A 23,737-nucleotide genomic window follows, 5' to 3' on the forward strand; every position below is an offset into this window, starting at 1 on the left:
CCTGCACAGGCCAGGCATCGACAGGGTGGGCCGGAAGCATCTTCCGGCCCACCCCCATCCAGACCACTCATCGAAGGAGGACGCCTCCATGGACTTCGTCCAACGCACCATCGATCTCGCCCGCCAGAACGTCACCACGGGTGGCCGACCATTCGCAACCGTCATCGTCAAGGACGGCGAGATCGTCGCCGAGAGCCCCAACAAGGTCGCCCAGACCGGTGACCCCACCGCCCACGCGGAGATTCTCGCGATCCGCGAAGCCTGCACCAACCTGGGCACCGAGCACCTGACCGGCGCCACCATCTACGTCCTCGCCCACCCCTGCCCTATGTGCCTGGGTTCGCTGTACTACTGCTCACCAGACGAAGTCGTCTTCCTCACCACACGCGCAGCCTACGAGGCCTACTACGTCGACGACCGCAAGTACTTCGAACTCGCCACCTTCTACGACGAGTTCTCCAAACCCTGGGACGAACGCCGGCTCCCCATGCGATACGAACCACGCGATGACGCCATCGACGTCTACCGGCTCTGGCAAGCGAACTCGGCATAGCACCATCTCCGGCGCACTGCAGTGGACGGTTGCCCTGCGCCAACGGTGCAGGCCAACCGTCGGAGGAAACCCGACGGCACCTGACTGCTTCCCGGTACGACGGCCGCGAGATTCCTCACGTCAGCGTTGCTGCCTACGCGGCCGGCTCCTTGGCCTGAGCGACATGAAAAGCGTCGACGATCTCTGCCGAAATCCGGCCACGGGAGGACACATCGAGGCCCTCGCCGATCGCCCACTCCCGAATGTCCTTGGTCGTCCTCTTCGCCGGAGCCTTCCTCACCGCCGCTCTGTTCGACGGAGCCTTCCTCGCGGCAGGCTTCCTCGCGGCAGGCTTCTCCGGGGCCGTCTTCTCCGGGGTCGTCTTCTCCGCGGCTGCTTTCTTCACAGCCGGCTTCCCCGCAGCGACCTTCTTCGCCCGAGCCGTCTTTGCCTTAACCTTCTTTTTCTGAGCGTCATCGAACGCTTTTACGATCTCTGCCGAAATCCGGCCACGGGACGACACGCCGAGACCCGCACCGATCGCCCACTCCCGAATCTCATTGGTCGTCGCCGCCGCCGGAGCCTTCGTCGCGGCAGGCTTCTTCACGGCCGACGTCTTCACAACCGACTTCCGCGCGGCTACCTTCTCAGCAGGCTGCTTTCCCGCAGCGGCCTTCTTCGCCGGACCCCTTGTTGCCTGACCCTTCTTGGGCTGACGCTTCTTGGCCTGAGCGCCCTCGAAGGCTTCCACGATCTCCGCCGAAATCCGACCGCGCGAGGACACATCATGACCCGCACCGATCGCCCACTCGCGAATCTCCTTGGTTGTCCTCGCCGCCGGAGCCTTCCTCACAGCCAGTCGTTTCGCCGGAGCCTTCGTCGCGACAGACTTCTCCGCGGCTACCTTTTTCACAGCTGGCTTGCCGACGGAGACCTTCTTCGCCGAAACCCTTGTTGCCTGAACCTTCTCAGGCTGACGCTTCTTGGCGTGAGCGCCCTCGAAGGCATCCACGATCTCCGCCGAAATCCGACCACGGGACGACACATCATGACCCGCACCGATCGCCCACTCGCGAATCTCCCTGGTCGTCTTCGCCGAACCTTTCGAACCCCTCGGTGTTTGGGCCATTTTGTTTCTCCTTCTTCGCCGGGCAATCGTCGAACGCACACAGTAACGGCAAAATTCTCTCGGTAGTCAGAAAGGTCACCTGAGATCGCTTCTCGACATCTCAAGCTATTGCCTATCTGGGCAGGCCAACACGATGATCCGGGCTCCAACGCGCGACTCGCCCCCGAACATCGATTCCCCACCACCCCCGAAAATGCTTCTACCTCTGCAGTATCAAGTGCGTCAGGTTTGACGCACTCGGCGATGAGAGTTCCGAGCACAGCGTGCGCCGGATCACATCTGTACCGAGTCGTGACGTCTGGAACTGCACGGAAACCATAACCGATGCAGATGGGCGTCCGTACCCTCAGCAATTGATTACGAAATACACACTCCAGCCGTCGGCGCGACTCTGTTCGCTCGACGCCCTCCGCAGACGACCCCAGTACGCATTGGGCAGTACGCTGACACGCGCGACGACGAAGCACATGGCCCATAAGTCGAACTGGACGTCGCCCAACCACGCTGCGAGTACTCAGACTCCGCTGAGACTTGATACGAATTCGTCGATGGCGCCGCCGCGGCCGGGGACAATCACCTTCTCGAAGAGGGTCAGGATCAGCTCGTCGAGGTGGTCGGTGTGCGTGTGGGTGGTGCGCGTGACGCTGATGGAGCGGAGTCCGCGCCCGCGGACGAGTTCTGCGTGCGGTGCTCCGTCGCGCTCAACGGTCGCCTTGCGGCCGGACGTGTGCCGAAGTGTGTATGCGCGGCCGGGGAGGGTGATTTCGGCTCGTTTATATTTGCGGCGCATCTTTCCGGGCATTTGGTCGGTGACGGCCCCGGTGGTTCCGTCGGCCAGTTCCAGGGATGCCGGTACGCCTTTACGTAGCGCGGCACCGTAGCGGTCAATGCGCTCGGCCAGGGATTCTCGCGCGAGGCGGGAGAAGTGGGCGGTGAACTCGTCACCAGGGCCGGGGCGCAGTGTGGCGCGAGTGATATGCGACGGATCGATCAGCGTGACCGAGGACAGGTCGTCGTTGATCCGGGCCGTCCATCCGGTAATTGTTGGCTGATTCCATGACACGTGGTGATTCTGTCAGGCCCGCGTGCAGACCGCGTGACCCGCATCGCGGGCCGTACTCCCCACGTGGGCGTCAAGCGATCCAGATCAGCAGATATTGACGGGTGCTGTTGTGGCGGAAGTGAGTTCCAGCAGTTCGGCGTAGGTCGCGCAGAACATGGTGTGGGGTCTCCACCGCCGGCCCACAGCAGATCATGCCGGACCAGGTCGGCGTCGAGAATGGTCCGCAGGGGCTGTGGGTGCCCGATCGGCGAGACCCGCCGATCTGTTGTCCTGGCGATTCGACGACGAAGGTCCGCTTTGCCCGGGTGATGGTTTCGATCCCGAAGGGTCGTCGCGACCAATTTGGTGTTCACGCGGTGCGCTCCACTGGCCAGCACGAGCAGTCGCAGGTGCGGCATGACCGGGTACCTAAGCACACGCAGGCGACGCCGGGACCCGCCCCGAGGCACTCGCCTGCCGTGCAGCGGCTGGTGCCGACCGCGACGATCGTCGCCGTCCGGGACCTCGACGATTGCAGTTGGATCAGTACGGCATCGGTGTGAACAAGGACCACGACGACGTCGTGCGGGCGGTCAACGGCACTCTCGAACGAGTGCGCGCCGACGGCACCTGGATGCGTCTCTACAACCGCTGGCTTGCGGCACCGCTCGGTCCGGTGGCCGGCCCGCCCATACCCACCTACCGTGATTGATACCAATTGACCACCCGGCGATCGCGAAACGCTGCACACACGTCGGCCACGAGGGCTAGCATCCCCGATCGTGACAACATTGCGCGGCGTTCCGATGACACTTTTGCGAATGAATTACCAATTACTGCGCATCCCTTTGCAATTCGTGGAGGACATCGCGATCACGCAATTCGACGAGCGAGCGCCGGCGCGCCTCGCCTACGAACAATTGCTGATTCGGTGCGATCGCGCGGCCGCCCATTTTCTCGACGACGAGAACGCCGACGGCCGGGCGGCGGAACTTCACCGACGTACGACCGCCGTTCGGGTCGGAATTGCCCGTCGACAGCAGCAAGCAGATGCCGAGAGCGCGACGCTCCTGGATCTGCAGCGTGCTCGGTTTCACCAGCGCCGCCAACCCCGCAGGGCCACCGACCCGGCGTGACGCACCGCTCACCGGCAGAGGCTCCGTTCGGCGGTGGCGATCAGGATGCGCGCGACCTCGTCGACGGGCAGGCTGCGCCCCGTGTAGAGCTGATCGAAGCTGTCGAAGCTCGTCAGCAGCCAGAGCAGGTCTGCGGCTTCGTCGGCGGTGACGTCCGGCCGCAGGACGTCCTGCTCGGCCAGCCGCCGGGCGAGGTGAACCATCCCCCCGGCCCTGTTCTCCTCGATCCGCTCGATGGCCCCGCCGACGGCATCCGCGTCGAGTTGAGCCATCGAGAACAGTGTCCGGAAGACGTCGCGGTGGGCTGCGAACACCCGGACTCCCGCGTCGATCCCGCCGCGCAGGTGCTCGCGCGCGTCCGAGTGCTCCACCGCGTCCACCACCCCCTGGAACCCCGCCCGGTTCCACCACAAGTCGGTGGTGAGTGCGTCGAAGAGCCCAGCTCGTGAACCGAACACCAGGTAGACGGTGGAGCGGGAGACACCCGCCGTCCGGGCCACTTTGTCGACGCTCACCGGTGTAGCCGGCGCTGCCCGCAGCCGCTCGTAGACCGCGTCGAGGATGCTGCGTCGTGTTTCCTCGGCCGCCTCCGCACGCAGGCGCTGCTCATACTTTCTGGTCGCCACAGGCGTCACTCTAACATTTTCACTTGACATGTCGTCTCGTGAAGTTCAGGCTGGTAATCGAAAGACATACTGTCCGGCGAAATTGGGAAGTGGCTGAACACCTTCCTGGTACCGGTACAACCAGCCTTCCGACGATGGAGCTGACGTCATGAACAGCATCGGCACGACCCCCCGCCCGCAGAGTCCCCCGGCGTCCACGCCCGTGCTCGTGGTCGGTGCGGGACCGGCGGGACTGACCGCGGCCATCACCCTGGCTCGCCACGGGCTCGAGGTCGTGGTGGTGGAGCGGCGACCGGCCCCCTCGGGGCTGCCGCGGGCGGCGTCTGTCAGTACCCGCACGATGGAATTGCTGCGTTCCTGGGGCCTGGAACAAGAGATTCGGGCGGGCGGGGTGGACGTCGAATGGAAGCAATGGGTCGGTCCCACGCTCACCGCGGCCGGTGACGCACACTTGACGAGCTTCCCGACGCGTGAACAGAGCGCGGTCCTCAGCCCGACCGCCCCGGCCTCGGTTCCGCAGGATCACCTCGAGCCCGTGCTGCTCGACCACCTACGGTCGTTCGGCACCGCGCGGGTGGAAATGGGCACCGAGGTGGCCGGCCTCGACCACCGGTCCGACGGTGTCGAGGTGACACTGCGCGACGTCGAAAGCCGCGAAACCCGTTCCGTCCACGCCCGCTTCCTCGTCGCGGCGGACGGCGCGCGCAGCACGGTGCGCGATACCCTCGGGATCGCCATGCGTGGGCCGGGCCGGCTGTCCCAGGCCATCGGAACCGAATTCCGCGCCCCGCTGTGGGAACTGCTCGGCGACCGCCGCTTCTGCATCTACGCCGTCACCCACCCCGACGCCGCGGGGGTCTTCGTCCCGGCCGGCCGCGGTGACCGATGGGTGTACGGCGTGGAGCACGACCTCGCCCGGCAGTTCGTGTCGAGTCCGACGAAGGATCAGGCCGCCCGCCTCATCCGGCTCGGCAGCGGACTGGCCGACCTGGAGCCGCGAATCGAACGCATCGGGACCTTCACGTTCGCGGCGCAGCTCGCGGACCGCTGGCGGGACGGCGCCGTGTTCCTGACCGGCGACGCGGCGCACCAGATCACGCCGCGCGGGGGCACCGGCATGAACACCGCGATCCAGAGCGCCCACGACCTCGGATGGAAACTCGCCTGGGTACTGCGCGGCTGGACCGGACCGCAGCTGTTGGACACCTACGAAACCGAACGCCGACCGGTGGCCGCGCACAACGTGGCCCGCTCGGCCGATCCGCACGGCGGAACCCGGCTCGCCGCGCAGGAACTCCCTGCGGACCTCGGCGGCCGAATCCCGCACGTCTGGCTGCCCTCCCACGCCCACACGGTGTCCACCCTCGACCTGCTCGGACCCGGGCTGACGCTGTTCACGACGCGCCCGAGCGCGTCGTGGCAGCGCGCCGCGACCTCGCTTTCCGGGCCGCCGCTCGTCGTCCACGACCTCGACGCCATCACCGCCCGCGGAATGGGCATCCCCCACGGCGGGGCACTCCTGGCCCGCCCGGACGGGTCGACGGCCGGATGGTGGCCGGCAGGCACCGAACCGGGCGCTGCACTCCGCCACGCGATCCAGGCCCTGCCGGCCCCGTCGGACACAGCGGTTCGAATTTCCGAAGGCGCCAGTTCATAGCGTCGACAGCTCCTAGCGCAGGGGGAACCCGAGTCGGATCAGCGATTCCTTGAGCCGATCGCGCCCGTTCAACCGTGCTGCCGAGGCGAGTCGGTCCAGAACCCGTGCAGTCCACGAATGCTCGAGCTGCTGGGTGCCGTAGAAGGCGGCAATGCGCCCCTCGTAGGCGTCGACGTGCTCGCGCTGGGCAGGCAGGTCGTACGTCTCGGGTGCAGCACGGCCTGTCGGGGCAGACGCGGCTTGATCTGGGCGTCGGCGTCCGGATGGGGTTGCCCGACGACCAGTCCGAACACCGCGAACACGTGGGGAGGCAGCCCGAGTTCCGCGGCGACCTCCTCGGGCTTGTTGCGGATTGCGCCGATGAACACCGTCCCCAAGCCGAGGGACTCCGCCGCGGTCACGGCGTTCTGCGCCGCCAGGGCGGCGTCGATGAACCCGAGGTAGCTGCTCTCGAGGTAGTCGGCGCCCTCGATCGGCGCGCCGCGGTCGCCGGCGAGTTGGCGGACGCGGGCGAAGTCGGCGAGCCAGACCAGCAGGACCGGGGCCTCGACGATGTGGGCCTGATCGCCGGCAAGGGCGGCCAGGCGAGCCTTTCGGTCGGGGTCGCGGACCGCGACGACGCTCCACGCCTGGAGGTTCGACGACGTGGCGGCCGACTGTGCCGCCGAGACGAGGACGTCGAGGGTCTCGTCGGTCAGCGGATCGGGCAGGTAGTTGCGAACCGACCGGTGCGAATGCAGGGCTTCCAGAACCGGATTCCACTGGGCGGGTTCGGTGAGGGCGGGGTCCCAGTAGCGCTGCTGCAGTGCGGTACGAGGTGCGATGTCTGCGATGGTCACCGGGACAGGAAACCCGACTCCGCTCCCCCACTCCAGGGTTCGGCGCACCATGATTCCTGCGGGGACCAAAAACCGCCCGGCGAACAGCCGCTGTCGAACACCGGCGATCGACGACAGTTCGATGGTTACCATCAGTTGGTCGTGAACCATGCGTTACCGATCGAACTGAGGAGTGAACGTGACGGAACGGGTCATCGTCGTGACGGGTGCGGGCTCGGGAATCGGGCGGTCCATCGCGACCGGACTACTCGATGCCGGACACCACGTGGTGCTGACCGGACGGACACGAGAGGCCCTCGATCAGACAGCGCACGGGCACGACCACGCGCTCGTTGTGCCCACCGACGTCTCTTCACCTCCGTCCGTGCACAGCCTCTTCGCCGCCGTCGCCGAACGGTTCGGCCGCGTCGACGTACTCGTCAACAATGCGGGTACCTTCGGCCCCTCCGGCGCAGTGGACGAGATCGAACCGGAGGACTGGGACCGGACCGTTGCCACAAACCTCACCGGGGTCTTTCTCTGCTCGCGCGAAGCAGTCCGAATGATGAAGGCGCAGACACCCCGCGGCGGACGCATCATCAACAACGGCTCCCTGTCGGCGCACACACCCCGACCCGCGAGCGTCGCCTACACCGCAACCAAACACGCGGTATCGGGGTTGACCAAGTCGATCGCACTCGACGGACGCGACCACGACATCTGCTGCACCCAGATCGACATCGGAAACGCCGACACCGCCATGACCGCCGGCATCAGCCACTCCGCGCGCCAAGCGGACGGGTCCATGCGAGCCGAACCCACCTTCGATCCGCGGTACGTCGCGGACGCGGTCACCCGACTGGTCGAACTCCCCCTCGACGTCACCGTGCCGACGTTGACGATCATGGCCTCCCGCATGCCGTTCGTCGGCCGCGGCTGACCGCGGTCCGGCGGCCTTACCGCGCCCAGTCGACGCGGGCGGCCAGTGCGTGCAGCGAACGTTTCCTGCTCTCGTTCGATTCGCCGACCCAGGCGATGCGTCCGTAGACGTACTCGCGAAAGTGCGGTCTGCCGTCGCGATTCTGCGAATCCGGTCCGTGCCGAACGCAATTAAACAGCAGTGCCTTCACGTCGTCGTACTCGGCGCGGGCCGCCTGCGGACGAGTGTTGACCACCAGCCCGGCCAGGTGCTGGCGCCGGTGTGCTCGCATCACCCGGGTCTTGCCGGGGTGGACGGCGAAACCTTCGTCCGCCACGATCCTGCCGACGGCGTGGATCAGTCGATCCACCGCCAGATCCGAGCCGGAGAACGCGAGGTCGTCGGCATACCGGGTGTAGTCGACGCGGTGGGCGCGCGCAAGTCCGGTCAGCCTGCGATCGAGCCGGTGTGCAACCAGATTGGCGAGAGCCGGCGACGTCGGCGCTCCCTGAGGTAGGTGCGCACCCCGGAGCCGGCTCGCCGCGTCGAACGGAAGCTGCGCGAGGACACCGGGTGGGGTCGACGTCGTGCAGAGCCCGGCGAGCACCCGGGACACCCGGGTCGGATAGCCGAGTGTGTCGAAGACCGCCCGCACCCGCGTCTGCGAAACCGAGGGAAAGAAGGCGCGAAGGTCGATGCGCACCACGACCTCGTGCCCCGCATGCGGAGCGGCGAAGGTGTGGACGCTGCGACCTCGGACGAATCCGTGCGCCGCCGCATGAGGCGGAACGCGGTCGAGGACGGTCCGCAGCATCCGGCGCTGCACCTCTCGGAGACGTTCCTTGGGCGCTTCGAGCAGGCGGTTGTCCGACCGGATCCGATAGCGGTAGTGCTGCAACGGCGGCGCCTTCGTGCGCAGCCACCCGCCGGGATCGGCGAACCAGTCGAGTTCGGCGAGTGTGAGTCCGACCGCCTCGGCGACCGCGGCGGTGCGCGACCACTGCGGGACGTCGAACCTCCAGTCGTTGCCGGATACCTCGTCGACGATCGGCTCTGCTCGCTCGATCAGCGGGAGTTCCGACAGCAGCCGAAAGACGCTGTCGGCGCCGTCGATCGGCGGCGTGGGCATGAGGTCGTGGAGCCGTGTCGCGATCCGGCCGGCGTCCGGCACTCCGGTTTCCTCGAAGCGGAGGACAAGGCCGGCCCTGGTCCAGGCTCCGTCGATCGCCACCGCCGCGAGGCGACGAGCGACCTCGGGCGGCAGGGCCGGGCGGGCCGTCATGCGTGCGACGGTGCGAGGTGACCGATATCTGTCGTCTGCGGCGCGCCGGAGCACGCGGAGCATGCGGTCGCGCGTCGGACGGTGTCTCCGATGAACACTGTCGAGCCAGGGGTTACCCCTGACGTGGTCGCGGCCGGCGAACCGGCCACACCACTCTCCCCTCTGCACCGTCGCACCTCGTGAGAATGCCACATGATCTCTGCCGTGCGGGCCCTATCGGTCCTGATTTCGCATCGAGCGACTCCGCCGGTCGGAGTGCGCCATCGACCCGGTCAGCGGGGACACAGGGCGACGACGTCGATTTCGACCAGGAAGTCACCGAGATGCGATCCGACGGTGGTCCGCGCCGGGTACGGGTGCGAGACGAACTTCTCATAGGTCTCGTTGAAGCCGGTGAAGTCTCGCGCCGGATTCTGCAGGTGGACGGTCGCTTTGACCACGCGCGAGAAGTCCGAGCCGCACGATTCGAGGACGGCCGCGAGATTGCGCATCGCCTGTTCCGTTTGTTCTTCGATGGTGGAGCCGACGAGCTCCCCCGTATCCGGGTGGTGGGGCGTCTGACCTGCTGTGTACAGGACCCCGTCGGCAATGATCGCCTGAGAGTAGGGCCCTGCGGGGCTGGGTGCATGTTCTGTGCTGATCTGTTGCCTGTTCATGTGCATCTCCATCCTGATCGTTCGGTGCTATCGGTCGCGGGCGGGCAGGTGAGGTGTTCACAGCACCTTCGAGAGAAACGCGCGGGTCCTCTCCTGGTGCGGATTCCCCAGAACCTCGGCCGGCGGGCCCGCCTCGACGACGACACCCTGATCCATGAAGACGATCTGATCGCTGACCTCGCGGGCAAACCCCAGCTCGTGGGTAACCACGACCATGGTCATACCAGCTTCCGCAAGGGACTTCATCACGTCCAGTACCTCACCGACGAGTTCCGGGTCGAGCGCGGAGGTCGGCTCGTCGAAGAGCAGCAACTTGGGCTTCATCGCCAGGGCGCGGGCAATCGCGATCCGCTGTTGCTGCCCCCCGGACAGCTCCCGCGGGTATGCCTGACCTCGGTTCCCCAGTCCGACACGATCGAGCAGCACGTGTGCCTCCGCCGTCACCTCGTCGCGGGGTCTGCCGAGAACGTGGATCGGGGCTTCGACGATGTTCTCGAGCACGGTCATGTGCGGAAACAGGTTGAAGCGCTGGAACACCATGCCGGCATTCAGTCGAGACCGTGCCGTCTGGCGGGGCTTCATCTCGTGAAGCCGGCCATTACGTTCCGAGTAGCCGATCAACTGTTGATCCACGTACAGGCGGCCCGCATCAACCTTCTCGAGGTGATTGATGCAGCGCAGGAAGGTCGTCTTCCCGGATCCGGACGGTCCGATGAGGCAGGTCACCGAGCCACGCTCGACGCTGAGGTCGATGCCCTTGAGGATCTCGGTGGCACCGAATCGCTTCCGGACTCCCTCTGCTTTCACCATGACGGTGTTCATTTCGCCCTTCCCAGTGCAAATCGACGGCGTGCGGGGGTGACCGCCGCGGTGAAACCGCGCGCGTAGCGCTTCTCGAGCTTGTCCTGGAAGAAGCTCAGGATGGTGGTCATCAGGAGATACCACAGGCTCGCGACGATGAGCAGCGGGATCGTCTGGTAATTCAGCGAATAGATGATCTGCGCGGAGTACAGCAGATCGGAGATCGCCAGAACGCTGACGAGGGTGGTCCCTTTCAGCATCGAGATCACCTGGTTCCCCGTCGGCGGTAACACCACACGCATCGCCTGGGGAAGAATGACCCGGCGCATCAGCTGAGTCTTGTTCATTCCCAGCGCCTGAGCCGCGTCGTACTGGCCGTTGTCCACCGATCCGATGCCACCGCGGATGATCTCTGCCATGTAGGCCGCTTCGTTCAGGGACAGCCCGAGGAGGGCGGCCCCGAGTGGCGTGATCAGCGTGTTGACGGAACCGATCATGAATTCGGGTCCCCCGAAAGGGATTCCGATCGAGATGGTGGGATACAGGGCTGCGATGTTGTACCAGAAGATCAGTTGGACGAGGAGCGGAGTTCCCCGGAAGAACCAGATGTAGCCCCGGCTGATCGAACTGACGATCGGGTTCTCCGACAGTCGCATGACGGCAAGGAGCGTTCCGAGCGAAATACCGACGGTCATCGACACGATCGTCAGGACGATTGTCAGAACAATTCCTCGAAGTATCTCCGGCGCAAAGAGATAGGACGACACGACATTCCAATGGAACCGGTCGTTGGTTGCGACGTTCCACGTCACCGCCACTGCGACGATGAGCAGTGCCAGTCCGAATGTTTGCCGGACAGGATGTTTGAGTGGCACAACCGGGATGGACGTCTCCGGGAACGCCGATACCGCGGACGGCGGAGGGAAGGCGTCTCGCGAGGCCAATTGGTGCATGGTAGGTCTCCTTATTGGGCCGCGTTGACGCGAGCTCGGGTGATCATCGCGGACTCCGCACCATATTTCTCGAGGACTTCCCGGTACGCGTCGCCGGCGATGACGGAGTCGAGTGCAGCGGATACGGCGTCGACGAGTGCCGGTTCCTTGGTCACGCCGACCGCGACGGGGGTGTAGTCGAACGTGTCCGACACCTCGATTGCCGGATTGTTGGCCGTGGCGTACTCGAGGATCGGTGAGTCTGCCAGCACAGCATCTTGCCGGCCGCTGGCCAGCGCAGAGATCGCCTGCCGCGTGTCCTGGAACTGGCCGATCCGGATCGGCGGCTTGCCGGCGGCCGCGCAGTCCTGCTCGTAGGCCGGAACGTTGACGGTGAGCTGATACGAGCCCGTCAGGACGCCGACTCTCCTGCCGCAGAGAGTGTCCCTCGTGACGGGCTCCGCTCCCTTCGCGACGACGATGGCATTCCCCATTTGCATGTAGTCGACGAAATCCATTGCCGCCATTCGCTTGGTGGTGGGCGTCATCGAGGACACCGTCATGTCGTAGCGTCCGGCAGCGATGCCGGGAATGATGGAGTCGAAATTGACAACCTTGATGTCGACATCCAGGTTCAGGGCATTTCCGATGAGTCTCGCAATGTCGGGGTTCGTGCCCGTCATGTACCGGGTGCCCTCCGAATAGAACTGGGTAGGAGGTTCGTTCGTCGGGATCGCCACCCGCAGCGTGTGCCGTGCGGACACCGAACCGGGCAGCAGTGCGACGGCCGATTCGTTCACCGCAAGCGACGGCGTGCTGTCACCCTCGACGGGAGCCGAGGCCGGCGGGTCCGCAAATTCTTCGAGCCGACCGCAACCAACCGTGGAGAGGAGAAGGGCGGCGAGTGCGCCGGCACACAGGAATCGGTGAGAGTAGCCTCCGGGACGACTCGTCATGACGAGGACTTCCGCTTCGGGGTGGCCGTGCGCGGTCCGGTGGACGCGTTCGTCGAGCGGGCGAAGGCGGAGTGGCGGTTCCTCACGAGGGACGGCCCGCTGTCCTGCAGTTCCTTGATGCTCGACACCCCCAGCAGCATCATCGTTCGGGTCATCTCCTCCGCGAAGATCCGCAGCACGTGCGCAACACCCTCCTGGCCCGCCGCCGCGAGGCCGTAGAGGTAGGGACGGCCGATCGCGCACGCGGTCGCCCCCAGCGCCAGCGCCTTGATCGCGTCCGAGCCACGGCGGATGCCGCCGTCGACGATGACCTCGACCCGACCGTTCACGCGTTCGACGATCTCCGGCAGAACGTCCAGCGGGGAGGCCATGTGATCGAGTTGCCGGCCGCCGTGGTTGCTGACCTGGATGGCGTCGATCCCGATGTCGGCGGCGATCGCCGCATCGTCGGCGCTGACACACCCCTTGAGGACGATCGGACCGCTCCATCGGGAGCGCAAGTCGCAGAGGGTGTCCCAATCGGTGGGTTCGTAGGAACCCGACAGCAGGGTTCGCCACATATCCGGCGTGCTCGCCAGCGGCCCCTCCGCGATGGTTCCGTCGAGATTAGGGAAAGCGATCGCGTCGTTGCGCAGAAACCTCCACGCCCATACGGGATGGAGTGCCCCTTCGACGACCGTCCGCGGTTTCAGGGACGGGGGTGCAGTGAAGCCGTTGCGGTAGTCGCGTTCGCGATGACCGATCGCTCGGCAATCGACGTTGACCAGCAGGGCCTCGTATCCCGCGTTCGCTGTCCGGTCGAGCATCGCCTGGAGCATGCCCTTGTCCGCCATCGGTTCGATGTTGAACCAGCGACGAAGGCCCGGGGTCTGCGCGCTGACCAGTTCCATCGGCGTCGTACTCAGGTGCGCCAGACCGTACGGCACATTCGCGGCGAGAGCAGCACGCGCCGCACCGAGTTCGCCCTCCGGGTGAAAGAGTCGTGTTCCACCGGTGGGTGAGAGCATCAACGGCATGGCGACCGGCTTGCCCAGGAGAGTCGACGCCAGGTCGAGGTTCTCCACCGCGCCCCAGCGTGGCACGAAGGACCAGTCGTCGAACGAGCAACGATTGCGGCGGACCGACGCTTCGTCCTCGCCGCCGCCCTCGATGTAGTCGAAGATGCTCAGCGGCAGACGGGCGGCAGCCAGCTTTCGTACGTCTTCGATGCTGTGGCATCGCCGTGCAAGGCGTTGTGACGCGGACCGAGCGGGGCCCTCGACATTCACTAACGACCTGATATCTCTGAGTTTCATCGGGACTCCTCGAAGTGGTGCTGACACCCGGTGCGCGGGGTGGAACCAATAGTGATCCAGACCTCACCTGGTTCATATGGAGGAGTTTCCAAGCTCGAAAATAATGCTTGTAAGATGTTCCAAATGGATCGCACGGAGGAGTCGTTGCGTCATCGCGACACGACACCTGCGCCGATCGCGCTGTCAGCCTGGAACAGGCTGGTGCAGGAAGATCTACTGCACGTCAACCCGACCGCCGAGAATCTCCGCCGTCCCGTCGCCGACGTACAGCTCTACGACGCACTCGACGACCAGGCGAACGTCAGGAACACCGTCGTCCTCGCGATGGGGGTGTCCTGCGGGTCCGCCGGATTCGAGCGGGTACTCGTCCACGCCGCCGACGGCGAGGCCGCCGCAGTGATCGTCAAAGCACGAGGAACACCGATCGAGGACCTGCGGGCCGCGTCCAGTCGTCACGACGTTCCCGTGCTCGTCGTCGGCGACGACGCGGATTGGACACGACTGATCGCGATGGCACGAACAGCGGTCGCGGGTGCTGCGGTCGATTCGGTATCGGGCGTGCGCCTGGGCGATCTGTTCGCCTTCGCCAACGCCGTTGCCTCGATAACCAATGGCGCCGCCAGCATCGTCGATCCTTCGGGCCGCATCCTCGGATACTCCACGGTGCCGGGCCAGCCGATCGACGACCTACGGCGCGAGACGACTCTGACCCTGCAGGAGCGGACACCTCCAGCCCTCGACGCCGATTTCAAGGTCGTCTACTCCTCCACCGCCGCACTGTTCGTGCAGTCGCCCAGCGGGATCGCGGACCGGCTGGCGCTCGCGGTCCGGGCGGGCGGGGAACTGCTCGGATCGATCTGGATCATCGATCCCGGAGGTGAACGCCGCCAACCGGCCCTCGATGCGCTCGACAGGCTGGCGCCGCTGGCCGGACTGCACATGCTTCACGCCCGGTCCGCTTCCGATTTCACCGAACGACGCAACGCCGATCTCATGCGGACGTTGATGGACGATCCGGCCCGGGCCTCGTTCGCCGCCGCGCAACTCGGTCTCGAGTTCACCGACGGATTCGCCATCGCGGCGTTCGCCCTCACCCATCCGAACGGCGGCAGCCTCGACGCCATGCGCGAGCAACATCGGCTACTGCAGCTCGTGACCGTCACGTGCAACGTCCAGTTCCGCAGTGCGTACAGCGCCCTCATCGACTCGGTCGTGTATGCGCTGTTGCCCTGCGCAGGCGACTCTCCCCGTGCAGCCCACCGTCGCGTCATTCGTGACATCGGCTCCTACGCGACGACGATCAGCGCGCATCCCGTCGTCTCCGCTGTGGGCGGGATCGCCGAGCAGATCAGCGAGCTACCTCGATCCCGGACCGAGGCGCTGCGCACACTGCGGTACCTGATGCACCAACAGTCGGTCACGCGAGAGAATCCGACACCTCAAGCCCCGGCAGCGGCTGTGTTCGAAGACTATTGGACCGAGCTCAACCTACTGGAGATCGGTAAGTACATAACCGAGAAGCATCTGGACAAGTTCGACGTCATCGATGCGATCCGGGCGTACGACGCCACCCATCACACCGACTTTCTGATCACTCTACGTGCGTACTTCGATTCGAACGCGAACGTGTCCAAGGCGGCTGACCGAATACATGTCCACGGCAATACCATTCGGTACCGGATCACCCGTCTCGCCGAAGAGTTTCAGATCGACTTCGACAATCCGACCACGCGGCTGTGGCTGTGGCTCCGACTCGTTTCGACAGACCTCATGTGAGTGGACGCAAGTAGCGTGGCGGTGAGTGCTGCCGCCAGAACGATACCCGCGGCGACGAGCAGGGCGAGGTGGTAGCCGTCGGACAGCAGTGGTGTCACGACGAGCGGGCCCGCGATCTGACCGAGGCTGTATCCGCTCGTCAAGATCGCGACCGCGCGTGGGAACTGGAGGTGAGCGCCGATCGTCAGCGACATCTGACTGATGCCGAGGAATGTTCCCCCGAACAGGAAGGCAGAGATCAGGGCGGCCCAGATGCCGTCTGCCACCGCAGGCAGCGCAATGCCGGCGGCCTGAACGACGAGGGCGGTCACCAGCAGGATCGGGCGAGACCATCGCCGGCCGAGCAACGCCCAGAGTGGAGCGGACGGTAGCGCCGCGAGCCCGACGATCACCCAGGCGCCACTGCCGGCGACGCTGCCTGCGGTGTGGTCGATCGCTACGACGAGAAAAGTGCCGGCGATGATGTATCCGACGCCCTCGAGGGAATAGCTGATGAACAGCATGCTGAACCAGCGGCGCTTCCTCTTGGGCGATTTTCGGCGCTCCACCGTCGGCGCCATGGGAGCGCGTTCCGGTGTGAGCGTCCACGCGGCGAAGGTGCAGATCAGGGTCAGCAGCGCAGCCGCCCACCACACCGACTCCCACGTGCCCATCGACCGCAGGATCAGGACGACGAGCCCGGACAGGGCGATACCCGCCCCGATTCCGCCGAACGCCCAGCCCGACAGGTGTTCCGCGTGCCCACTCAGCGTGGAGTGCATGGCGCCGACAGCGATGACGAACACCATCGCACTGGCGACTCCTGCGATGAATCGCAGCACGCCCCAGAAGGTTTCGTTCGATGCCACCGGCATGAACGCCAGCGTGAGGGTCAGGACGAGCAGCGAGACACGCAGGGTTGCCGCCGAGCGCATCATCCCGGGTAAGGCGATTCCGGCGAGCGCCCCGATGAGATATCCGAGATAGTTTGCGGTCGCCAGAGCGGCGCCCGCCGACGGTGTCAATCCTGCCTGGGCCTCCATCAGCGGAAGTACGGGTGTGTAGACGAACCGTCCGATGCCCATACTCGCCGCCAATGCAGCCCCGACCTGGCCGACCGTGACCCACGGCGATGTCGGCGTGCGGAACGTGACCAGACCTTCGGCGCTACCAATTGCGTTCATACGTTCTCTTTCAAAGACATTCGCAGCGCTAGCGAGCGACGGCTCTCAGCGAGGCCGGGCGGCTGGACTCGTGGGTGTGGAACAGGAACCGGGACAGGGCAGGGGTCGTGGTGGCGTCCTTCCGACGGATGAAGAGCGTCTCCGCGCGCGCGTCGGCCGGCGCGAGGTGATGCACTTTCACGGCCGACGCCAACGGAGACGCGGTCACCACGCCCAGCGGCAGCAGCGTCACACCCATTCCCGCGGCCGCGCACCCGAGGATGCCCTCGAGGCTTCCGAACTCGAGGACGTCCGGGCCCGGCAGACCGTGCTGCTCGAAGAGTCGCTCGAGTCGGGCGCGGTAGGCGCATCCTGCGCGGAGGACGAGGACCTTGTGCCGCCGTCCGTCGGCAGGCACCGAGTCCAGATCCGCGAGGCGGACGCCGCTCACCAGCACCAATTGCTCGACGAACACCTGCTCGGAGACCAGGTCCGGATGCCGCACCGGTCCGCAGACGAACGCACCGTCGAGTCGATGCTCGAGCACCTGGGTGGTGAGGGCGTCGGTCGTGTCGGTCGTCAGGGTGAAGTCGACTCGGGGGCATTCCTCGCTGAAGGCGGCCAGCACCCCGGGGAGCCGCAATCCCGCGGTGGTCTCCATCGACCCGATCGCGAGTCGTCCGGAAGGATCCAGGTCGTCGCCGACGACCTGCGTCACTTCGCGTACGAGCCGAGTGATGTGTTCGGCGTACGGCAGCAGACGTTCGCCGGGGTTTGTCAGAGTCACTCCGCGCGCATGGCGTCGAAACAGTTCCACTCCGAGTTCGTCCTCGAGCGCCCGGATCCGTGAGCTGATGTTCGACTGCACCGTCAGAAGTTCTTTCGAAGCCCGGGAGATTCCCCCGGCGCGGGCCACGGCCAGGAAGAAGCTCAGGTCGCCGATGTCCATCAGACGTCCCGCGCTTCTCTCCACAGGTCCCGGACGATCTCTTCGACGGGGGCCGACCGGGCACTGCGATACCCGACGCCGGCCCACAGGGCGAGGCCCTGCGGATCGTCCGCGGCGCCCGCCGCGGCCCGCAGCCCACTGGTCAGCAGGTGAACCTGCGGATAGGCCGTCACCGCGTAGGCATCGAAGTCGGTGATGAAATCGTTGACCAGGCCGCGGGCGGGACGACCCGAGAACGCGCGGGTGACGACGGTGTCGGTGAAGCGGGCGTCGTGCAACGCGGCCCGGTGGGCGGGTTTGGTCCCTGCCTCGTCGGCGTCGAGGAGAGCGGTACCGATCTGCACGGCAGTGGCACCGGCTTCGAGTGTTGCCGCAACGTCTGCGCCCGTCGCGATCCCGCCCGCCGCGACCACGGGAAGGTCGACCGCGGCGCGGGCCGCCTCGACCAATTCCCGGGTCGGACGTGGGTCCGGCTCCGCGTCCGGATCGAGCGTCGCCCGATGCCCGCCTGCGTCGACTCCCTGCAGACAGATCGCATCGACGCCCCGCTCGGCGGCCGACCGTGCCTCGTCGACATCCGACACCGTGGCCACGACGGCAGTGCCGGCAGCGTGCAACCGATCGACGACGCCTCGCGGCGGAAGGCCGAACGTGAAGGACACCACGGACATGGCGAGCTCGACCGCGAGGTCGACCTTGGCGTCGAACGCATCGTCGTCGTGGTCGACGACCTCGGGCAGCACCACGTTCCGGCGTTCGGCGAGCGGCTGCAACCGCTCCCGATAGGTCTCCACGACCGCGCGGTCGGCCAGGGGACGGCCTGGGACGAAGAGATTGAGTCCGAATGGTGCGTCCGTCAGAGCGCGAACCGCGTCGACCTCATGGCGAACCGCGTCGACGCTCTTGTACCCGGCCGCAAGGAAACCGAGGCCGCCGGTGGACGAGACCGCAGCAACGAGTTCGGGGGTGCTCGGCCCTCCCGCCATGGGCGCCCCGACGATGGGAATTCGGAGGTCTTCCTCGAAATCGAACACCAGGATCCTTTCGGTGGATGGGTGCGTGACGAAACGAGGTTCACGCCCTTCTCACGCTTCCGTCCACCATCGTGCACCGCCGCATCGGGGAGCGGAAATGCCGTTTCGGCTGGATCTATGCTTGGCAGTTATGACCATCGAACTGCGGCATCTGCGAGCGGTCGTGGCGGTCGCCGAGGCGGGCTCGTTCACCGCCGCGGCGACCGCGCTCCACATCACGCAACCGGCGCTGACCCGAACGGTGCAGCAACTCGAGGCCTCGCTCGGCGTGCGGTTGTTCGACCGGACCTCGCGTGCGCTCGCCCTCACCGAGGACGGCGCCGGGTTCGTCGAGAAGGTGCGCGTCATTCTCGGTGATCTCGATTCCGCGGTGGCGCTGTACACCACCCGAACCCTTGCCCTGGGCTTCAGTTGGCTCCTCCCCGATCCGTGGGCGCAGCAGGTGATCGACGACGTCGAGAGGAACTCCCGCGCCACCGTGGTTCCGCGTCGCTGCGACGACCCCATCGCCGCGCTGAACAACGCCACCGTGGACGCCGCGGTCGTCCGCCGGGACGTCCCGGGCGACGAGTTCGTGCAGCATCCGCTGTTCGAGGAGCAGCGGATCGCGGCGGTATCCGCTGCCTCGCCTCTCGCGGGCCGCGAGTCCATCGACTGGGCGGAGTTCGGAACACTTCCTCTGGTCATCAACACCCTCAGCGGCACCACGTCCGAGGATTTGTGGCCGAACCACGACGGCCCGGTGGTGACGTGCTCGAACTTCGACGAGTGGCTCGAACTGATCGCTGCGGATCGCGGTGTGGGTACGGTTCCGGAAGTCGCCCGGCGGCGGGTAAACCACCGCAACGTCCGGTTCATCCCGCTGGTCGGTGCGCCGCCCGCGGTCGTGAGGTTCGTGTACCGCCGCAACCGGGTGACGCCGCTCCTGCGAGTTCTGCGGGACGCCGCGATCCGCAACTCTCCCCCACCCGGCGGCGCCACCGTCCGTCAACGGCGCTGACCGTCACCGCCGTCACGCAATTGCGCGATCTCCCGCTCCAGGTCGGCATTACGGGATTTCAGGATATCGATTTCGCCCTGCAATCCCTTGCGGGCCAACGTGAGCGATTCCCGCATCCGCGCCTCGCCGTACTTCGCGGGAATGTTCTTCGTGCAGTTCCGGTCCAGCGCCTCGACGTGGACGACGAGCGCGCGGTCACAGCCGGCCTTCACGACCCCGTCGGGCGCGGTGAGGAGCCTGGCGACGAGATCCGGATCGTCGGCACGCTCGACGACCTCGGCTCGTCCGTAAACCTTGACTCTGGTGCGGGTGGGGTAGTCGATGAAGAAGAGGGCCACGGCGTCGTTCTCGTCGAGGTTGCCGATCGTGACGAACTGCTGATTTCCCGAATAATCCGCGAGCGCGATCGTCGAGGGATCGAGCACGTGCACGAAGCCGGGCGGTCCACCCCGGTGTTGGATGTACGGCCACCCGGAGGGCGTCACCGTCGCGAGGAAGAACGAGTCGGTGGCCCGGATCAGTGCGGTCACAGTTGTGTCGAGTTCGTCGGGCCTGCCGACGTTTTCGCCCTGCGCACGCCTCCGCCCGTACCAGTGGATGCTTCCCGTCGCCTTCTGCCGCTCGGCCACCGGGGCGGTGAACGCGATCGCACCGTACCGGGTCGGGTGGCTCATGACGAGCACTCGGAATCGATCTGCTTCCACGCCCGCCGGACTATCGGGCTGTCGACTCCCCGCCGCAACGTCAGCACGAATACCACTGCGGTGACCGCGGTGACCGCGATGGGATAGATCAGTCCGGCGAGGACGTTCCCGGTCGCGGTGTTGAGCGAGAGCGCCACCAGAGGGGTGAAGCCACCGAACACACCGGTCCCGACGTGGTAGGCCAGGGACAGTCCGGTGTAGCGGATCTGCGGTGGGAACAACTCGGACAGGAAGGCCGCCGTGGGCCCGTAGATCATGGTGACGAAGACGACCTGGATCGTCAGCGCCAGGACCATCTGGAGCTGGTCGCCGTGGACGGCGGCGTGTCGAATCCACGCGAACAGCGGGAGGTAGCCGGCTGCCGAAAAGACCAGTCCGCACAAAATGATCCGGGTCCGTCCATGCTTGTCGGACAGCTTTCCGAAGAGGACGAAGAACGGTGTCGCGATGACCAGTGCGATCCCGACGGAGACATTGGCTGTGAGGAAGTCGATCTTCAAGATCGTCTGCAGGAAGTACAGCGTGTAGAACTGGCTCGTGTACCAGGCGACCCCCAGACCGGCCGTCACCCCGAAGACCACGACGAGTAACAACGCAAAGGACGGCTTGTGCGCGACGGCATCCTTGATCGGTGAACGCGAGAGGTTTCCGGTCCGTCGCATCTCCTCGAACACCGGAGACTCGTGCATCTTCATGCGGATCTTCAGCGAGAAGAGCACCAGGACCGCGGACAGGAGGAACGGGATCCGCCAGCCCCACGAGTCGAATGCCTCCTCGCCCAACCCGACCCGGCAGAGCACGATGACGCCGATCGACAGCAGCAGACCGCCGGTCGCGGTGGTTTGGAGAACACTCGTGACGGCTCCGCGTTTCTTCGAAGGCGAGTTCTCCGCGATGTAGACGACGGCACCCCCGTACTCACCGCCGATCGCGAGACCCTGCAGCAGCCGCAACGTCACCAGCAGTATCGGCGCCAGGATTCCGATGTGGGCATAGGTGGGCATCAGTCCGAGCATCGTGGTGGCGCCGCCCATGATGAGCAACGTCGTCATGAACGTCTTCTTGCGTCCGACCCGGTCCCCCATTCTGCCGAACACGATTGCGCCGATGGGGCGTACGACGAAGCCCGTTCCGAAGGCGGCGATCGTGACGAGTAGTGCTGCGGTTCCGTTTCCTTCGGGAAAGAACATCCCTGAGAACACGACGGCGAGACTGCCATAGATGTAGAAGTCGTACCATTCGATCAACGTTCCGACGCTGGACGCGGTGATGATCTTGCGAAGACTGCTCTTCGCTACACCGCTCGCGAGAGCAGGTGGTGAAACGGACTGGCTGGTCATGGGGAATCCTTCTGGGGGACGCGCGGGGTGAGGGTTTTGCGAGGTCGCACCGATCGGGCGCTAGGAGCCGATCGCCGCCAGGTCGTGGGAAGTGCGGCCCAGGATCGAGCAGGCCGTGCCGACCATCTCGTCGATGATCGACGCGACGGTGTCGACACGATCGATCTGTCCGACGACCTCACCGACGATCAGATTCGCGACGTCGTAGTCCTCGGCCTTCACCGCTGCCCGGAACTGCGCCTGCCTCTCCCGGAGCGCGCCCCGCAGACCCGGCTCGTCGCCGTGCCACTGGCGGATGAAGTCGTTGTGCAGGACTCGTCCCGTGTACCGAGTCGGCCAGGGCTTCTCACGCACGATGTCGAAGGCGCTCTGCCTGATCGTGTCGTCCCCACCCGCCGACAACGCGCGGTGCTGGGCCGCACGCGGAATCGCCGCCTCCTCGGCCGCCCAGAACCTGGTTCCGACGAGGGCGCCGTCGGCACCGAGCGCGAGCGCGGCCGCCAGGCCCCGGCCGTCGCCGATTCCACCGGCCGCCAGCAGCATCACCTCCGGCGCCTCCCGCCGAAGGAGATCGGCGATCTCGGGCACCAGAGTGAACGTCGATCGGGCCCCCGTCCCGTGGCCGCCCGCCTCTCCGCCCTGAGCAGCGACGACGCTCGCCCCCACCTCGACCGCCCGGCGCGCCTGGTCGACGTCGTGCACCTGGCAGATCAGCGGGATTCCCGCGGCACGAATCGCAGGCGCATGCGGCGCCGGGTCGGCGAAGGAGAGGAAGATCGCCGCAGGCCGGTAGCCGATCGTCTTCTCGAGAAGCCGCGGTTGCTGCGCCATGGACCACGTGATGAAGCCACAACCGACCGCGCCGGTCGTCACGTGGTCGAACTGATCACGCAACCAGGCCTCGTCGCCGTATCCGCCGCCGATGAGTCCCAGCCCACCAGCCTCGGCCACGGCGGTGGCCAATCGCCAATCGGAGACGTAATCCATCGGTGCAAGGACTACCGGGTGTTCGATTCCGAATTTCTCGGTCAGACGGTTCTGCAGACTCATGCTGGGCTCCTCCACACATTTCCGACGTGTCGCCGTGTTCTCCACGTGCTGCACGTCACACCGGACGGCTTTGCGACAACGCTAGAAGCCGGCAGAAGGGGGGTCCAACGGTTTGTACCGAACCCTGCGTTCTCCAGGACAGAACGCTCGAGAAGCCGATGGCAGCGCACAGAGGGGTCGCGAAACCCACTGCTCTGCAACAGTTCACGTGCAGCCCGTACAGGATCCACCCATCCACCATCCATCCATGGTGTGCTCCCACCAGCCGCTCGGGCTGCCGCCGCACTGTGCCCGCGTCGTTCCAGTTTCGCGGCCTCGTGGAATTCGAGTTCGTCGAGGATTACCTCCGACCACAACGGCCGGTACAAGCCTTCGACCGCCATCGACAGCAGGAAATCCCGCTGCAGGCTCGGCCAGAACACACGTGTCGAGAACTGCTGCGAACACCCCGGCTGCCTATCGACCACCCGCCGCGGCTGACCGATCCACGCCGCGTGTGCGTCGGCGCTTTGCTAACACCGCTGAATCGTCCTCGTCGATCTCGACAGCGGTCTGGGCGAGTGCCTCATCTCGGCGGGCACGGCGCTGATGCGGATACTCGAGAACATCCCGCAGCAACAGCCGATGCCGAGTGCCGACCTTCTCCGCCGGCAACACTCCCACATCGATCACCCGGCGCACCGTCGGCCGGCTCACCCCCAGCAGATCCGCGGCCTGCTGCGTCGTCGACATCGTCGCCTGCGGTGCCACCGTCACCGCACGACCGGCCTGCTCGAGGCGGCATGCACCGCCGCCAACCTCACACCCTCCGCCGCCTGCGCCAGATACGTGTGCTGATCCAACGCCCGCGTCGAATCTTTCGAAGTAGACAGCGCAGGGTGAAGGAACCTGCACCGCCTGGGATCACAAAGCGCGCCAACCACCGTCCCAGGTCAGCGGAGCGTCCGCACCCGTGCTTCGC

General features: G+C 66.0%; 23 protein-coding genes and 2 pseudogenes. 7 read left to right on the forward strand and 18 right to left on the reverse strand.

The genetic code is table 11. The features are described 5' to 3' along the window. Positions 1–88: 88 nt before the first annotated feature. Positions 89–553, forward strand: a complete 465-nt coding sequence (locus tag I1A62_RS10320) for a nucleoside deaminase (RefSeq protein WP_124393175.1) — start codon at positions 89–91, stop codon at positions 551–553. A gap of 133 nt (positions 554–686) precedes the next feature. On the opposite strand, the gene I1A62_RS10325 is transcribed toward I1A62_RS10320, so the two are convergent. The 3 genes from I1A62_RS10325 to I1A62_RS47185 all read right to left on the reverse strand — a co-directional run bounded on the left by I1A62_RS10325 (position 687) and on the right by I1A62_RS47185 (position 3,122). Further along, on the reverse strand, positions 687–1,661 hold the full coding sequence (locus I1A62_RS10325; RefSeq protein WP_257890783.1) for a histone-like nucleoid-structuring protein Lsr2: 975 nt from the start codon (positions 1,659–1,661) through the stop codon (positions 687–689). Between the two features lie 514 nt (positions 1,662–2,175). Beyond that, positions 2,176–2,724, reverse strand: a complete 549-nt coding sequence (locus tag I1A62_RS10330; protein ID WP_219458653.1) for a hypothetical protein — start codon at positions 2,722–2,724, stop codon at positions 2,176–2,178. Continuing rightward, complete coding sequence (locus I1A62_RS47185) at positions 2,652–3,122, reverse strand: YbaK/EbsC family protein (RefSeq protein WP_219458654.1); 471 nt, start codon at positions 3,120–3,122, stop codon at positions 2,652–2,654. Before I1A62_RS47185 ends, I1A62_RS10330 begins: the two co-directional genes overlap by 73 nt. Before the next feature lie 113 nt (positions 3,123–3,235). On the opposite strand from I1A62_RS47185, the pseudogene I1A62_RS10340 reads away from it, so the two are divergent. Together I1A62_RS10340 and I1A62_RS10345 are read left to right on the forward strand one after the other, a co-directional pair. Beyond that, positions 3,236–3,415: pseudogene (locus I1A62_RS10340) on the forward strand (ABC transporter substrate-binding protein); the annotation flags it as partial. 70 nt (positions 3,416–3,485) lie between these two features. Continuing rightward, positions 3,486–3,839, forward strand: coding sequence for a hypothetical protein (locus I1A62_RS10345; protein ID WP_308340764.1), 354 nt, complete (start codon positions 3,486–3,488; stop codon positions 3,837–3,839). 8 nt (positions 3,840–3,847) lie between these two features. Here the strand turns inward: I1A62_RS10345 and I1A62_RS10350 are convergent, their stop codons facing one another. Then, positions 3,848–4,465, reverse strand: coding sequence for a TetR/AcrR family transcriptional regulator (locus tag I1A62_RS10350; protein WP_219458655.1), 618 nt, complete (start codon positions 4,463–4,465; stop codon positions 3,848–3,850). A gap of 148 nt (positions 4,466–4,613) precedes the next feature. Between I1A62_RS10350 and I1A62_RS10355 the strand changes: the two genes are divergently transcribed. After that, on the forward strand, positions 4,614–6,122 hold the full coding sequence (locus I1A62_RS10355; protein WP_219458656.1) for an FAD-dependent oxidoreductase: 1,509 nt from the start codon (positions 4,614–4,616) through the stop codon (positions 6,120–6,122). A gap of 12 nt (positions 6,123–6,134) precedes the next feature. On the opposite strand, the pseudogene I1A62_RS10360 reads toward I1A62_RS10355, so the two are convergent. Next, a pseudogene (locus tag I1A62_RS10360) lies at positions 6,135–7,012 on the reverse strand (NADPH-dependent oxidoreductase). Between the two features lie 121 nt (positions 7,013–7,133). On the opposite strand from I1A62_RS10360, the gene I1A62_RS10365 reads away from it, so the two are divergent. Then, the gene (locus I1A62_RS10365; protein WP_124393182.1) at positions 7,134–7,880 is read left to right on the forward strand and encodes an SDR family oxidoreductase; all 747 of its coding nucleotides are present in this window, start codon (positions 7,134–7,136) and stop codon (positions 7,878–7,880) included. A gap of 16 nt (positions 7,881–7,896) precedes the next feature. Here the strand turns inward: I1A62_RS10365 and I1A62_RS10370 are convergent, their stop codons facing one another. From I1A62_RS10370 to I1A62_RS10395, 6 genes are all read right to left on the reverse strand, one after another. Beyond that, positions 7,897–9,141, reverse strand: coding sequence for a reverse transcriptase family protein (locus I1A62_RS10370; RefSeq protein WP_124393183.1), 1,245 nt, complete (start codon positions 9,139–9,141; stop codon positions 7,897–7,899). Positions 9,142–9,413: 272 nt separating this feature from the next. After that, entirely contained in the window at positions 9,414–9,797 is a 384-nt protein-coding gene (locus I1A62_RS10375; RefSeq protein ID WP_219458657.1) for a RidA family protein, read from the reverse strand. A 57-nt stretch (positions 9,798–9,854) separates the two neighbouring features. Beyond that, on the reverse strand, positions 9,855–10,619 hold the full coding sequence (locus tag I1A62_RS10380; RefSeq protein WP_124393185.1) for an amino acid ABC transporter ATP-binding protein: 765 nt from the start codon (positions 10,617–10,619) through the stop codon (positions 9,855–9,857). Continuing rightward, the gene (locus I1A62_RS10385) at positions 10,616–11,551 is read right to left on the reverse strand and encodes an amino acid ABC transporter permease (RefSeq protein WP_124393186.1); all 936 of its coding nucleotides are present in this window, start codon (positions 11,549–11,551) and stop codon (positions 10,616–10,618) included. The genes I1A62_RS10380 and I1A62_RS10385 overlap by 4 nt, the downstream gene beginning before the upstream one ends. A gap of 11 nt (positions 11,552–11,562) precedes the next feature. Beyond that, positions 11,563–12,330, reverse strand: coding sequence for a transporter substrate-binding domain-containing protein (locus tag I1A62_RS10390; protein ID WP_257890785.1), 768 nt, complete (start codon positions 12,328–12,330; stop codon positions 11,563–11,565). Between the two features lie 152 nt (positions 12,331–12,482). Next, on the reverse strand, positions 12,483–13,781 hold the full coding sequence (locus tag I1A62_RS10395; protein ID WP_257890786.1) for an alpha-hydroxy acid oxidase: 1,299 nt from the start codon (positions 13,779–13,781) through the stop codon (positions 12,483–12,485). 51 nt (positions 13,782–13,832) lie between these two features. Here I1A62_RS10395 and I1A62_RS10400 point away from each other — a divergent pair, with 51 nt between their 5' ends. After that, positions 13,833–15,557 (forward strand): CdaR family transcriptional regulator, encoded by a 1,725-nt coding sequence (locus I1A62_RS10400; RefSeq protein WP_225858204.1) that lies wholly within the window; start codon positions 13,833–13,835, stop codon positions 15,555–15,557. On the opposite strand, the gene I1A62_RS10405 is transcribed toward I1A62_RS10400, so the two are convergent. From I1A62_RS10405 to I1A62_RS10415, 3 genes are read right to left on the reverse strand one after another with little or no spacing between them, the layout of a single operon-like run. Then, on the reverse strand, positions 15,485–16,720 hold the full coding sequence (locus I1A62_RS10405) for a YbfB/YjiJ family MFS transporter (protein ID WP_124393188.1): 1,236 nt from the start codon (positions 16,718–16,720) through the stop codon (positions 15,485–15,487). The two genes, I1A62_RS10400 and I1A62_RS10405, sit on opposite strands and share 73 nt — an antisense overlap. A 28-nt stretch (positions 16,721–16,748) precedes the next feature. Beyond that, positions 16,749–17,648: a LysR substrate-binding domain-containing protein gene (locus tag I1A62_RS10410; RefSeq protein ID WP_219458659.1), complete on the reverse strand. Its 900-nt coding sequence runs from the start codon at positions 17,646–17,648 to the stop codon at positions 16,749–16,751. Continuing rightward, on the reverse strand, positions 17,648–18,682 hold the full coding sequence (locus I1A62_RS10415; RefSeq protein WP_219458660.1) for a nitronate monooxygenase family protein: 1,035 nt from the start codon (positions 18,680–18,682) through the stop codon (positions 17,648–17,650). The genes I1A62_RS10410 and I1A62_RS10415 overlap by 1 nt, the downstream gene beginning before the upstream one ends. A gap of 130 nt (positions 18,683–18,812) precedes the next feature. Between I1A62_RS10415 and I1A62_RS10420 the strand changes: the two genes are divergently transcribed. Continuing rightward, on the forward strand, positions 18,813–19,682 hold the full coding sequence (locus I1A62_RS10420; protein WP_124393191.1) for a LysR family transcriptional regulator: 870 nt from the start codon (positions 18,813–18,815) through the stop codon (positions 19,680–19,682). Here I1A62_RS10420 and I1A62_RS10425 read toward each other — a convergent pair. From I1A62_RS10425 to I1A62_RS10440, 4 genes are all read right to left on the reverse strand, one after another. Next, positions 19,670–20,356, reverse strand: coding sequence for a pyridoxamine 5'-phosphate oxidase family protein (locus tag I1A62_RS10425; RefSeq protein WP_124393192.1), 687 nt, complete (start codon positions 20,354–20,356; stop codon positions 19,670–19,672). The genes I1A62_RS10420 and I1A62_RS10425 overlap by 13 nt on opposite strands. After that, positions 20,353–21,726 carry an MFS transporter gene (locus tag I1A62_RS10430; protein WP_219458661.1) on the reverse strand — a complete coding sequence of 458 codons (1,374 nt, stop codon included), beginning with the start codon at positions 21,724–21,726 and terminating at the stop codon, positions 20,353–20,355. Before I1A62_RS10430 ends, I1A62_RS10425 begins: the two co-directional genes overlap by 4 nt. Before the next feature lie 60 nt (positions 21,727–21,786). Next, on the reverse strand, positions 21,787–22,776 hold the full coding sequence (locus I1A62_RS10435) for a nitronate monooxygenase family protein (RefSeq protein ID WP_219458662.1): 990 nt from the start codon (positions 22,774–22,776) through the stop codon (positions 21,787–21,789). Positions 22,777–23,232: 456 nt separating this feature from the next. Beyond that, positions 23,233–23,532, reverse strand: a complete 300-nt coding sequence (locus I1A62_RS10440; RefSeq protein WP_257890788.1) for a helix-turn-helix domain-containing protein — start codon at positions 23,530–23,532, stop codon at positions 23,233–23,235. Positions 23,533–23,737 lie beyond the last annotated feature (205 nt).

This window comes from Rhodococcus sp. USK10 (assembly GCF_019378875.1).
GTDB classification, from domain to species: Bacteria; Actinomycetota; Actinomycetes; order Mycobacteriales; family Mycobacteriaceae; genus Rhodococcus_F; species Rhodococcus_F pseudokoreensis.